We start from the raw sequence: 12,364 nt of genomic DNA on the forward strand, positions 1-12,364 counted from the left end.
GCTTATATAAAGAAACCAACAACTCATTAATTCATATTATATATAAAAATGTTAGTGGATGCAATAACGTAATCACTTTGGTCATGAACCCATTTTAATTTTTGCTACAAAATCTATTTTGATCCGACTTAGCTACGAGCCGTAAATTCGGAAATGGCTTCACTGATCAGGTTCATGCCAAGCAGCAATTCATCCCGGCCCGGATGGCTAAAGTTCAACCGGATGTAACGTTGATCCTGTACACCTGTGGAGCATAGTGATCCAGGAAGAAAGGATACACCTTTGGGCAAAGCCGCCTTAAGCAGAGCGCCACTATCCAATCCTTCAGGCAACTGTACCCACAGATACATTCCGCCCTCAGGGATGTTGTACTGACACCCTTTCCAGCCAGGTCTTTTCAACAGTTCAAGCATCAGTTTGAGTCTTGTCTTATACTCCCGATTCAACATGGATAGGTGATCACTCCAACGAAAAGGGGAATGAGCAAGCAATTGATACAACAGCCGCTGATTCATCGGACTGGACTGACCATCTGCAATTCGTTTAACCGAGGCCATTGCCTGAATCAGCGCAGGATGTCCAGCGGCCCATCCGGTTCGAAGAGCGGGCGCTACCGTTTTGCTGAATGAACCAATGTAGAGAACATGTCCACCCTGATCGGCAGTATCCAGTGCAAAGAGTGAAGGATATTTACGATAGAATTCCGTTGGCTCAAGGCCATCAAAATGGAGCTCTCCATAAGAATCATCTTCCACAAGCAGTACACCATAGCGCGAACACAGCTCAAGGACTGCCTCCCGCCGCTCCATACTCCACAAAGCACCGGTCGGATTCGAGAAACTGGGTGCAGCAAAAAGCAGCTTCGGTCTAACCTGCTGCATGTGATGCTCCAAAAGGTCTGGCAGTATGCCGTCCCGATCACCCATTACGGGCACAATCTTGGCTCCTTGCATCTCCAGAACCTCAAGACAGCCTGGAGATGTGGGATGTTCAACCAGTACAGAATCTCCTGGCTCAAGCAATAGACGCATCACCAGATCGATGGCCTGCTGGGTACCAGTGGTCAACAGAATCTGCTCGGGTACCGTTCGTATGCCTTTGCGTGCATTCCAGTCTTTGTTCAACCACTCTCTTAGGGGTGTGTAGCCTGCTGGCTCTCCATATTGCAATGCGGAGGGGCCTGAACTAAAGACAGATACCGCTGCTTCTTCCAACAATTTGAAAGGAAACAACTCCTCCGCAGGCAATTCTTCTGCCAGAGAAATGAAATAATCCCTGCCAGACATCTCACGTATATCCCTCAGTGGTGATGACAAAAGCCTGTTGGTACGGGAAGCAAAGAAATATTTCATCGATCCGTTCCCCTTTCATCCCTATTCCGAAACTGTACTCGCAGTCCGCAGCCCTACAACCTATTCCTGCTCGCCATCGAATATGACCGGATGCATACAGAACTGTTGTGATCATGGGAAGAACAAACCTGTTTCGTCAGGATCCCGTCTTCACTTGTCTTGCATGCAAGGCATAACGTTCAATGGCCTGTGCTCTACTGCTTACTTCCAGCTTCACGTATATTTTACGCAGGTAATTATCAATGGAACGTCTGCTAACGTTGATCTCATTCGCTATTTTATCATAGGTTACACCCTGAACAATTCTTTCCATGATAAAAGTTTCGGTTTCTGTTAATTCAATGACACGTGCTTCTGTCGGAGACTCCACAGGTTGCGCCCACTCCGCACTGTTTAACCACGACAATGGAATGGACACATGGCCCTCACGCAACCCAGAGATCAGATGAATCAGCTGGCTAGGGGAAGCCTGTTTGGATAACATGCCGCTTGCACCAAGGCTCATCAGATGACGAAACAGCTTCACATTGTCTTCATCCGTCAAAATAATGATGTGACTGTGAGCTGACAGATTCTTCATCTGGGCAATATATTGATCTGCCTGACCCTCCGGAAGACGATAATCCATCAGAATCAGATCAGGCTGGTGAATATTCACCAGATCGAGCCCTTCTGTTCCGGTCGAAGTCATGCCACGTACCGTCAGATCTTGCTGCTCTTCCAAAATCAATTTTGTACCGAGCATGCTGGTGGGGTGGATATCTATGATGACCACCTGCCATACTTTTTTCATTGTTGTTCCCCCTGTTATGTATTGGACAAATAACTTTTAAATTCTGTCATGATGATTTCATCGTCTATGCGACAATCCGAGTATAGAAGAAGCATAGGTCGGATTATGTCGAAAAACAGAAAAATACAGGAGGAAGCCGATAAAAAAGCTCTATTTTCACTGTATTTTGTTATAAAAACACCATGACGTCCATCTTCCCATTCCCGGAAAGGTCAAAATATAGTATAAATTTCCTGCATTTCTATCTAAAAAAGTCGAAAAACCTGCCCAAAGTTCCTACTTATTGCATCTATAAGAAATTGTATCCTAGGACTTCCTTCCGATGCAATCTCTTTTTACTCTATTAAGTAAAGAATTTCATTTTTGCGTAATCAATAGGGGCATGATAGAATGAGGACTGGAAATTTTTTTGTACCTATTAATGACCAGGAGTGATGATATGAAACCATCTGCCCCGTCCTCTGACATCCATCACACCCGGAGCGCCAAAGGCAAGGCTGGATCTTCAATCAAGCTGTTTCTGGTAATGTGGATTGTTCTCATTGCACTAGGAGTCGTTGGAACCTACTATTATAGTAACCATCTCCAGCAACAGATGATTAACCAGCTTCAAGCCCATAATCAGCAGCAGATTGCAGCGCTAAAAACCGACTATGAAAATCAGCTAACAACGATATCAAAGGAAGTAGAAGACCTGCAGGGACAGGTTCAATCCTTCAATGAATTGCTGACCTTCACCAAGGATAATGCAAGTGACAAAACGGATAACAGCAACAAACTGTATACCCAGCTGAGCGAAGTCAAAAAACAACTGGAGACACTCCAGAAAAAGATGGACCTGCTCAAATGATTACACCCGTCAAACAGGTTAATCGTTTTTTTATGCTTGCACTCGCTCCTTTTGTTGGATTGATATTATGCCTGCTGCTGCTTCGTCCTCCACTTGAACCCGGAGGTTTGATGCCTACCGAACTGTCAGAGGATACGATTACACCCCGGACCCAAGCAATTAGCCAAGAGCTTGCGGGGGCAAAAGATGCTGCTGTCCAGACTTCTTCTTCTATTAAAAGAACGACACAGCTCTATAATAAAACAACAAGTACGATGTCTACACTTGTACAAAAGGCTTCCGCCCAAGCGGATCGTCCGGAAATGATCTACAACAAACGGATTTCATCCAAGCTTGGAGTTCCATTTGAACGGGTAGACAGTGACCGGTTAACGATTGAAATGTACAGAGTGAATCCTGGCAGCTATAAGGGCTATGCCATGAAGATCAAGCTAAAAGACCCGACGGCCATGCAGATGGCTCTAGACAGTGAACCAGGGCGTTCTGAGACGACCATGCAGGCTGTGAAGCGTAACGGCGCAATTGCCGGGATCAACGCAGGTGGATTTGCTGACAGTGGCGGCAAACGTTATCCACTTAGCACAACCGTCATGGACGGGAAATACGTGAACGGGTTCCAAGCCAGTTTCAAAGATCTGTTTTTTGTAGGACTTAACGATGCCGGCAAACTGGTCGGAGGCAAGTTCTTCGACAAAAACTCACTGGATCGCCTACAACCACAATTTGGGGCTACGTTTGTACCCGTGCTGCTACAGAATGGACGTAAAACTGCAATTCCCGACAAGTGGAAGGTATCACCCAAACGAGCACCACGTACAGTCATTGGCAATTATAAAGATGATCAGTTATTGATTATTGTTGTTGACGGATATAATGAGGGCGGAAGTTCCGGTGCTACCCTTGAAGAGTTGCAAGGGCGGTTGTACAAGCTTGGGGTGATCGACGCCTATAATCTGGATGGCGGTGGATCATCCTCGCTTATTCTGAATAATCGGGTCGTGAATAACCCTTCAGATGGCAGCCTCAGACCGGTGCCCACACACTTTTTATTTTACAAATAATAGGGTGAAGCATTTCTTTTCTACCTATAATGGTTATAATAGAAGAAAATGAGCTTGTGCAGGAGGTGCGAAGGGCATGTCATTTTCACTGACATTCTGGATTATTGCAATCGTATTGACTCTCTTCATTACAGGCATTCTCACTTCATCCTACAACAATGACAAAACAAAAGGCTTGTAAGGCCAAGCCTCTCTCCGGAGAGGCTTTTTCTATTGCTTCATCCTCGAAATAGCAAGAGACAAGGCTTAAAAGAATGATTCGATTCTTCTAAGCCTTGTCTCTTGCTGTATTCGGGATCAATAGCTAACCGCCTGGTCATTCCGCATAGATATAACCGAATCAGACGGACTAGGCCCACTCACCGACCCACCCTCAACTAATGTCACATAAATTCGTTCATGATCAACGGGTTCTCCAGCAATAATTTTGATCAATTGTTCAGCAGCGAGCGATCCCCACTTGCGTTTGGAATAATCAATGCTTGCCAATCTCGGCTGGACGTACTTGCTCAATTCAATATTGTCGAATCCGATGACATCAATCTCCTGACCAACGCCAAGTGCACTGTCTGCCAGACGATCACACAAGCCAATAGCCATCTCATCATTGAGGCAGAATACCGCTGCGGGTCCATCATACACCTGCACAATCTGATCTGCGGCTTGTTCTCCACCACTCTTCTCAAAATCTCCCGTGATCTCAATCCATTCCACATCGGCTTCACGTTCCGCAACCTGTCTCACAGCCTTTAACCGCTGCACAGAGTCAAACGAACCTTCCGGTCCTGTCACCACGTAGATTTTCTTATGTCCCTGTTCAATCAGATGTTCCATCGCAAGTGTCGCCCCGGCTTTGTTATCCAGCAGAACCTGATTAATGTTGGGATGATCCATCTCACGGTCCAATACAACGATTTTGTGCCCACGATCGGCATACTGCATTAGTTCCTCACTTGCAAACGTATGATCCAGAATGATTGCACCATCAATCATCCTTTCTGGAAGCATGCGATGGGATTGTTTACCACTGCACACGATCAGGTCATAACCTTGAGCATTACATACGGCTTTCATGCCACTCAGCAAGTCTCCATACACATCTCCTCTAAAATCGGTCAAGAATACACCTAGAATTTTGGATTCCCTCTTCTTCAGTGTTCTTGCTGCGGCATTTGGAACATAGTTCAGCTCTTTGGCAATGGCCAAAATTTTGGAACTCGTCTCATCGGTCACTTTGTTGCTGCCATTCAGCGCATATGACACAGTAGAGATGGAAACTCCCGCCTGTTTGGCGATATCCTTGATACTGACCACATTCTTCGCTCCCCTGTTATGTTCATCAGGCCTTCCATAACAAAAGGCCTGACACATTACTCTTTCCATTCACCGGATTAAACAAGTCTGAATGATTTCTTCTGAGTATCCCGACTGTTTGCACCCACAAGAATATGGAACTCGCCTCGATCACTGCGGTGGCTTAAGTCGGAATGGTGATAACGAAGCTGTTCTTCATTTAACGTAAACGTGGCTGTACCACTCTCGCCTGGCGCCAGTGCAAGCTTCACATATCCTTTCAGCTCACGCATAGGACGAACGACTTCACCCGTTACATCACGAACGTACAACTGAACGGTCTCCACGCCTGCCCGCTCACCGGTGTTTGTTACACGCACTTGGATGCTCAGGGACTCTTCGGCAGTCATCTCGTTACTTGACACTTCAAGATCACCATAAGAGAACGAAGTGTATGAAAGACCATAACCGAACGGAAGCAAAGGTTCATTCGGGCTGTCAATATATTTGGAGACATAACGTTCTTCCGTCTTCTCCGGGTTCAGTGGACGACCTGTATTGAAATGGTTGTAATAGACCGGGATCTGACCTACGGACTGCGGGAAAGACATCGTCAGACGTGCAGATGGATTCACCACACCTGTCAGAACATCTGCAATCGCGGCTCCGCCTTCACTACCTGGGAACCAGGCTTCAAGAACGGCATCCGATTCATCGATTACACCATGCAGATCCAATGGACGGCCGTTGAAGATAACGCTCGCAATCGGTTTTCCCGCTGCTTTGAGCTGTTTAACCAATTCCAATTGGGCTGCTGGCAGACGAATATCCGTGCGCGAGCCACCTTCTCCACTCATCTCGGAGTCTTCACCAAGAGCAAGGACAATCAGATCTGCTTTGCTTGCCACTTCCAGGGCTTCGGCAATCTGCTCAGCTGTAATCGTATGAACATTACTGCCTTGAGCAAATTGAACTTTCCCACCCGTCAGGCGTTCTTGCAGAGCTGTTCCCAACTTGACTGCATCTTCCTTAACCCCTTCACAGGACCACCAGCCCAGAATATCAGGACTCTGTGCAAAAGGACCAATGAGGGCTACATTAGCATCAGGTTGAAGTGGAAGCACGCTACCATCATTTTTCAACAGGACAGCCGATTTGGTTGCCAGTTCATACGATACCTGACGGTGCTCTTTGGAGAATACAATCTCACGTTCACGTTCAGGATCAGCTGCACGAAGTGGGTTATCGAACAATCCCAGCTTCTCTTTCAGTTGCAGAATTCGCAGAACGGCTTCATCAATGAGCTTCTCATCCACTTCACCACTCTCAATCAGTTCAGGCAAATGATGCACATAACAAGGTGTCATCATCTCCATATCTACTCCTGCGCGAATGGCACGATATGCCGCTTCACGATCATCTTCTGCAGCACCATGCGCAATCATCTCGCGAATGGAAGCCCAATCCGAGATCAATACACCATCAAAGCCCCACTCGTCACGCAAAATGCCGCGCATTAACTTCTCATTGCCACTTGCCGGAATACCGTCAACCGTATTGAACGAAGTCATGACCATCTCCACGCCCGCATCCAACGCTGCTTTGTACGCTGGCAAATAATACTCACGCAGGTTACGCTCAGACATGTCCACCGTATTGTAATCCCGACCACCCTCAGCCGCTCCATATGCCGCAAAGTGTTTAACACAGGCTGCAAGACGGTCTGGCTCATCCTTCAAGCTATCGCCCTGATATCCACGTACAAACGCAGCCGCAAACAAACTGTTCAGATAAGGATCTTCTCCTGTCGTTTCCATCACACGACCCCAGCGTGGATCACGAACCAGATCCACCATAGGCGCAAAGGTAACATGCAAACCGGATACAGCTGATTCACGTGCTGCAATTTCAGCACTTTTCTCAGCCAGTTCTGTGTCCCATGAACAACCGATCGCCAGTGGAATCGGGAAAATGGTTTTGAATCCATGAACTACGTCAGCCATGAACAAAAGCGGAATGCCCAAACGGCTTTTTTTCATATAAGCTTGCTGTACATCAATGATGGCCTGTGCACCCGACAATCCCAGAATGGACCCACTGGCATCCACGGACTGCTCCGTAATTCCCATCTCTTCCATCGGCCCTGTGATCTGACCTTCAACATTTGTTCCTTCATAAAAGTTGGCAGTCAACTGAAGAAGCTGAGCTGTTTTTTCCTCCAACGTCATCTGTTTTACCAGGTCTAACAACTGCTCGTTATTCATCTGATCTTATCCTCCACTACAAGTTGTTGAAATAAAGAACCCGGCTGCGTTCGGGGAGAGACCGCGCACCGGGTTCAAAATTAATTACTGAACGATTACTAGAATTTCTCGTTTAGCTCATCCAGATAAGGTTGAACCAGGGACATTTTACTGTTCACCCATTCTTTCCAGTTAGCCTCCAGATCTCCGCTTTTCAGGATCAGGTTGGCATATTCGTTCTGGTAATCGAATGAAGCTTGACTCTTAGCTTTGGAATCGTACAGGTTGACATCCCAATCGTATGGTGCAAGCGATTTGCCTTCTGTACCAAGTTTTGCTTTTTCTTCGAACAATTTCACGGCTCTATCACGGTAATCTTTTTTGATTGCAGGGTTTACAACACTGAAGTCGTCACCGAGCAGATACAGACCTTCGAAACGTGCTGGATATTTATCTTCCAATACCGTTCCTTCTGGCAACAAGCTAACGAGTTCGTTGTTTTCATCATATTTCCAATCTTTTCCTTCAAAGCCCATGTTTATGAGCAACTGTCCTTCTTTTGTTGCGGAGTAATCGATCAGATCCATGATCCGTTCGAATTTCTCGTCACTAATCTCCGGATTGAAGATCAATGCAGACCAGAAGTTGGCTTGCTCCATGTTACGGTATTTACCGTCATCGCCTACTACGATTGCTGTGTGTACCAGTTCATCACTATCTACACCCAGATTTTTTCTCATATCAGAATCCAGACCTTGTCTGTACGAAGCCAGTCCGCCCAGACTCGTTACAGCAGCTGTACCTGTTACTTTGAAATTGTTTTGACCTTCATTGTTTTTCCATGTGTAGAACTCAGGATTGAGCAGTCCATCTTTGTAGGCTTTTTGCATCAATTTAAGTCCTGTCAGCGTTTCAGGATCTGCTGGTCCCCAGTGGAATTGGCCATCTTCACCTTTGTAGAACGGAGAGTCAGTCATGGCATGCACACTGTTTGGCATAATCATGTTTGTCATGGCATCTGCCGCATTGTAGGACAGAGGTACAAGTTTGTTACCCACTTTGCCTGGATCTTTTTCTTTCACTAGCGCAGCATATTCATTCAATTCGGTTGTTGTATAAGCATCTTTCAGTTCAAAACCAACCGCTTCAGCCCAGTCTTTACGAAGCGCAATGACACCAATTTGGTTCGTGAGTGGGTCAGCTGGTTTGTTCTCGAAATAAATTGGTCTAGGCAGGACGTATGTTCCACCCGTCAATTCTTCCAATTTGTCTCCAAGACCCGTCAGATTGTAAGCTGCTGCCACGTTAGGCCAGCGTTCTTTCCAGTCATCCGGGAATTTGTAGAACAAACCTTGTTCAATGCTGTTTATAGCATCGCCATGGACGTAGTTCCATACAGCTACATCCGGCAAGTCGCCAGAGTTGATCCACAGACGAAGCTTCTCGCCCCATGAATCCCAATCGATATAGTTGTAGTCCCATGTTACATTGAATTTGTCTGTCCAGAACTTGTGGAAGTCATTATCCAGGTTCCCGTTTTTGATTTCTGTCAGGTTAGCTACAGAGATGGTCAGGTTATCTTTGTAATTTCCCTCTGCATCTTTTTCGTTACCACCTGAAGCTCCTTGGCTGGAACAAGCGGTCACCATCAGCATAACTACACTAAGCGTGATGGCAAAGAGAGCTCTTACTGACAACTTTTTGTTCGTTTTCATGTTTTACCCCCATGTTTTTTAGTAGAATTTATTGCAAAATCCTATACGTATAATCAGGTCTTGATTGCCCCTGTTAATACCCCTTTGGCAAAGTGTTTTTGCAGCATTGGGAAGAAACACATAATTGGTACCATGGTGACAAATACAGCTGCCATCTTCATGCCCATTGAGAAGTTGCTTGCCTGGGCAGCATCCACACTGGATGCATTGGATGCATTCGTCGTAGATGTCACAATAATATTTCGGAGTACATTCTGGAGCGGTAACTGATCCGCTTTTCGAAGGAATATCATCGCATCATACCAGCTGTTCCAATAAGCCACACCGTAGAACAAAGTGATTGTAGCCATAATTGGTGTAGCAAGCGGAAGAACAACGGAGAACAAAATTCTCCACTCTCCTGCTCCATCCAGTCTCGCCGATTCCATCAGCGATTCAGGCAAGGTGTAGAAGTAGTTCATCATCAGGATCATGTTAAACGCACTGAAGCTTCCCGCCAGGATAACGGACCACAGCGTACCAGTAAGATGAAGTGATTTCATGATCAGGTACAGCGGTACGATACCACCATTAAAGATCATGGTGAACAGTACCAGGAAAAAGAGAAATTTCTTAAACGGAAATTTGTTACGACTAAGGCCATATGCCATGCTTGTTGTCAGGAACAAGCTTAGTGGCAAGCCGATAACTAGCAATATAATTGTATTTTTGTACCCCGTCAGAATCGTTCCGTCAGCGAACAATGCCTTGTAGGAATCCAATGTCCATTCTTTAGGGAACATCAAAAATGGATTGTCAGCATATTCTTTTTGTGTTGCAAACGAAATCATGATGACATTCCAGAACGGAATCAGGATCATCAGGGCAAGCACTAGTAATACGGCGAAAATAATGTAATCGAGAAGTGTCATTTTTTCTGTACCAATTCTCGGTTTTTTGTTAGCTTTCTTGCTCATCTCATTTTTCCTCCTCTCTTATCGGAACAAACCGTCTCCGCCAAGCCACTTGGCAAATCTGTCAGCAAGAAGCAGCAAGGCCATATTCACCAGGGAACGGAACAAGCTGACCGCTGTCGAGAATGAGAAATCGGTAGATGACTGGAACGTAATCCGATAGATATATACATCGAGTACTTCCGATACATTTTTGGTAGCGGCATTTGCCAAGTTGAAGATCTGGTCAAACCCGGAAGACATCAATCCACCAACCGAGAGAATAAACATGATTGTGATGGTTGGAAGGATGTTCGGTAAAGTAATTTTGAACATCTGTTGCATACGGGAAGCCCCGTCAATCTGTGCTGATTCATACTGATCCTGATCAATACCGGAAATGGCAGCCAGGAATATAATCGCACCCCATCCACTTGATTTCCAAATATCAGTCAACAGCAACATGGGTACAAAGTTGGATTCAGACCCCAGGAAGTTAATCGTTGGCAATCCCAGTAATCCGAGCGCGCTATTTACCAGTCCGTCATATGCCAGCACATTGATGACTACCCCGGATACGATGATCCAGGACAGGAAGTGCGGGAACGTAAGAACGGTTTGGAATAATTTTTTCCCTCTGCGCATCCGCAATTCATTCAGCAACAGCGCCAGAATAATTGGGAACGGGAACTGAATAATCAGTTTCAGAATATTGATGTACAGCGTACGCCATACTGCGTCGATAAAGGTTGGATCACGGAAAACATATTTGAAGTTCTCGAATCCGCTCCATGGACTTCCCCAGATGCCCAGGTTGGCCTTGTAATCTTTGAATGCCAGAGACAGGCCACCCATCGGCATGTAGGCAAACAGAATTAGCCAGACAAGCCCCGGAATAAGCAGGGTGTATGTCATTCGGTGCTTCCAGATTTCAGTCCAGAGCGAATTGCCCTTCACGTTTCCCTTCAGCTTTTTGCTAGGTCCTTCGGCTGCAGGTTTCACATTGCATCTCCTCACTCTACTATGGTCTTGTCGTTGTACAGAAAATCAAACATCGTTCTCAGGTGGTGCTCCCAAAATTTCCATTCATGAGCCCCTGGCGTCTCCACATACCGAAAATCAAAGGCAGTCCCCTGCATGTATCTCGCATAGTCGCGATTCATCTCTACAAAGGGGTCACTATCGCCACAGCAACTGAGGATATCCGGTAAAGGAACACCCTGTTCCAGCAGCTTGGCCGACAGTGCGTAAATATCCTGATCGGCTTTTACCTGTAAACGTTCTCCAAAAACCGCTTTCATTTCCTTGATCATGGTCGCTGGCATATGGGGATCATGAAGTCGTGTCTGGATATCCGTTACGCCGGATAGGGACACTACTTTGCGATATCGCTCTGGATAAGTTAGTCCACATTTCAGTGCACCATATCCACCCATGGATAAACCGGCGACGTATGTTTTCTCCGGATCAGGATTCAGATTGAGCAGACGCTTGCATATTTCAGGTAACTCCTGAGTGATGTAGTGGAAGTAATTCAGGCCGTATTCCATATCGGTGTAATAGCTTCGATTCGCTTCCGGCATAATGATCGTACAGCCATATTGCGCTGCATACATCTCAATTGTGGTTAACCGCTGCCAGGTACTCGCATTATCGCCTGCCCCATGCAACAGATATAGTGTACCGCCTGAAGTCTCTCCGGAGTCACTGGACACAACATGTATGCTGGTATTCATGCATAAGGTTGGCGATCCAGTTTCGATCGTTATATGTGCCATAAATGTAACCCCTCTCATCATCGCCTGCTGTCTTTACTCATTCGTTTCTCTGGGGTTGGATTGCAGGCTGTTGTAGATTCCCTTGTATTACGATGGGTTATCGAAACGATTTTCTCGAATCGTTTCAAAACATAGCCAACGTTGATTCACATGGACTTCATTACAACACTTTTAATGTGGAAGCGATTTCTTCGAATCGTTTCGAATAAATCATAAGCCCGATGAGTAAATCCTGTCAATAACCTTTTTACAAATTTCGCGTTTTTTTCTCGAAAAAATGCTCTTTTAAGTCTAAATTTGCGTCCAAAGACACTATTATTACGAAAAAATGAAAATTTAGTAAGTCC

General features: G+C 45.8%; 10 protein-coding genes. 2 read left to right on the plus strand and 8 right to left on the minus strand.

Translation table 11 applies throughout. The features are described 5' to 3' along the window. Positions 1 to 128 precede the first annotated feature (128 nt). Both AC6CIF_RS03380 and AC6CIF_RS03385 read right to left on the minus strand, forming a co-directional pair. On the minus strand, positions 129 to 1,352 hold the full coding sequence (locus AC6CIF_RS03380) for an aminotransferase-like domain-containing protein (RefSeq protein ID WP_036610015.1): 1,224 nt from the start codon (positions 1,350 to 1,352) through the stop codon (positions 129 to 131). Between the two features lie 136 nt (positions 1,353 to 1,488). Then, on the minus strand, positions 1,489 to 2,145 hold the full coding sequence (locus AC6CIF_RS03385) for a response regulator transcription factor (RefSeq protein WP_017689577.1): 657 nt from the start codon (positions 2,143 to 2,145) through the stop codon (positions 1,489 to 1,491). A 439-nt stretch (positions 2,146 to 2,584) separates the two neighbouring features. Here AC6CIF_RS03385 and AC6CIF_RS03390 point away from each other — a divergent pair, with 439 nt between their 5' ends. Continuing rightward, positions 2,585 to 2,995: a uroporphyrinogen-III C-methyltransferase gene (locus AC6CIF_RS03390; protein ID WP_017689578.1), complete on the plus strand. Its 411-nt coding sequence runs from the start codon at positions 2,585 to 2,587 to the stop codon at positions 2,993 to 2,995. Further along, entirely contained in the window at positions 2,992 to 4,056 is a 1,065-nt protein-coding gene (locus AC6CIF_RS03395; RefSeq protein ID WP_221823021.1) for a phosphodiester glycosidase family protein, read from the plus strand. The genes AC6CIF_RS03390 and AC6CIF_RS03395 overlap by 4 nt, the downstream gene beginning before the upstream one ends. Positions 4,057 to 4,353: 297 nt before the next feature. Here AC6CIF_RS03395 and AC6CIF_RS03400 read toward each other — a convergent pair whose 3' ends face one another. From AC6CIF_RS03400 to AC6CIF_RS03425, 6 genes are all read right to left on the minus strand, one after another. After that, a complete protein-coding gene (locus AC6CIF_RS03400) occupies positions 4,354 to 5,370 on the minus strand; it encodes a LacI family DNA-binding transcriptional regulator (protein WP_498197884.1) in 1,017 nt (338 codons plus the stop codon). Between the two features lie 77 nt (positions 5,371 to 5,447). After that, positions 5,448 to 7,613, minus strand: coding sequence for a beta-glucosidase BglX (gene bglX / locus AC6CIF_RS03405; RefSeq protein WP_498197885.1), 2,166 nt, complete (start codon positions 7,611 to 7,613; stop codon positions 5,448 to 5,450). A gap of 98 nt (positions 7,614 to 7,711) precedes the next feature. Then, positions 7,712 to 9,307: a type 2 periplasmic-binding domain-containing protein gene (locus AC6CIF_RS03410; RefSeq protein ID WP_498197887.1), complete on the minus strand. Its 1,596-nt coding sequence runs from the start codon at positions 9,305 to 9,307 to the stop codon at positions 7,712 to 7,714. 53 nt (positions 9,308 to 9,360) lie between these two features. Beyond that, on the minus strand, positions 9,361 to 10,263 hold the full coding sequence (locus tag AC6CIF_RS03415; RefSeq protein ID WP_036610027.1) for a carbohydrate ABC transporter permease: 903 nt from the start codon (positions 10,261 to 10,263) through the stop codon (positions 9,361 to 9,363). Positions 10,264 to 10,281: 18 nt separating this feature from the next. Further along, positions 10,282 to 11,241, minus strand: a complete 960-nt coding sequence (locus AC6CIF_RS03420) for an ABC transporter permease (protein WP_017689585.1) — start codon at positions 11,239 to 11,241, stop codon at positions 10,282 to 10,284. 11 nt (positions 11,242 to 11,252) lie between these two features. Continuing rightward, positions 11,253 to 12,017, minus strand: coding sequence for an alpha/beta hydrolase (locus AC6CIF_RS03425; RefSeq protein WP_074094321.1), 765 nt, complete (start codon positions 12,015 to 12,017; stop codon positions 11,253 to 11,255). Positions 12,018 to 12,364 lie beyond the last annotated feature (347 nt).

The sequence above is a fragment of the Paenibacillus sp. GQ49 genome, from assembly GCF_059759055.1.

Excerpts from the sequence above, each read along its gene's own strand:
- AC6CIF_RS03380 (WP_036610015.1), bottom strand. The coding sequence starts at position 1,352 with ATGAAATATTTCTTTGCTTCCCGTACCAACAGGCTTTTGTCATCACCA.
- AC6CIF_RS03385 (WP_017689577.1), bottom strand. The coding sequence starts at position 2,145 with ATGAAAAAAGTATGGCAGGTGGTCATCATAGATATCCACCCCACCAGC.
- AC6CIF_RS03390 (WP_017689578.1), top strand. The coding sequence starts at position 2,585 with ATGAAACCATCTGCCCCGTCCTCTGACATCCATCACACCCGGAGCGCC.
- AC6CIF_RS03395 (WP_221823021.1), top strand. The coding sequence starts at position 2,992 with ATGATTACACCCGTCAAACAGGTTAATCGTTTTTTTATGCTTGCACTC.
- bglX (WP_498197885.1), bottom strand. The coding sequence starts at position 7,613 with ATGAATAACGAGCAGTTGTTAGACCTGGTAAAACAGATGACGTTGGAG.
- AC6CIF_RS03410 (WP_498197887.1), bottom strand. The coding sequence starts at position 9,307 with ATGAAAACGAACAAAAAGTTGTCAGTAAGAGCTCTCTTTGCCATCACG.
- AC6CIF_RS03415 (WP_036610027.1), bottom strand. The coding sequence starts at position 10,263 with ATGAGCAAGAAAGCTAACAAAAAACCGAGAATTGGTACAGAAAAAATG.
- AC6CIF_RS03425 (WP_074094321.1), bottom strand. The coding sequence starts at position 12,017 with ATGGCACATATAACGATCGAAACTGGATCGCCAACCTTATGCATGAAT.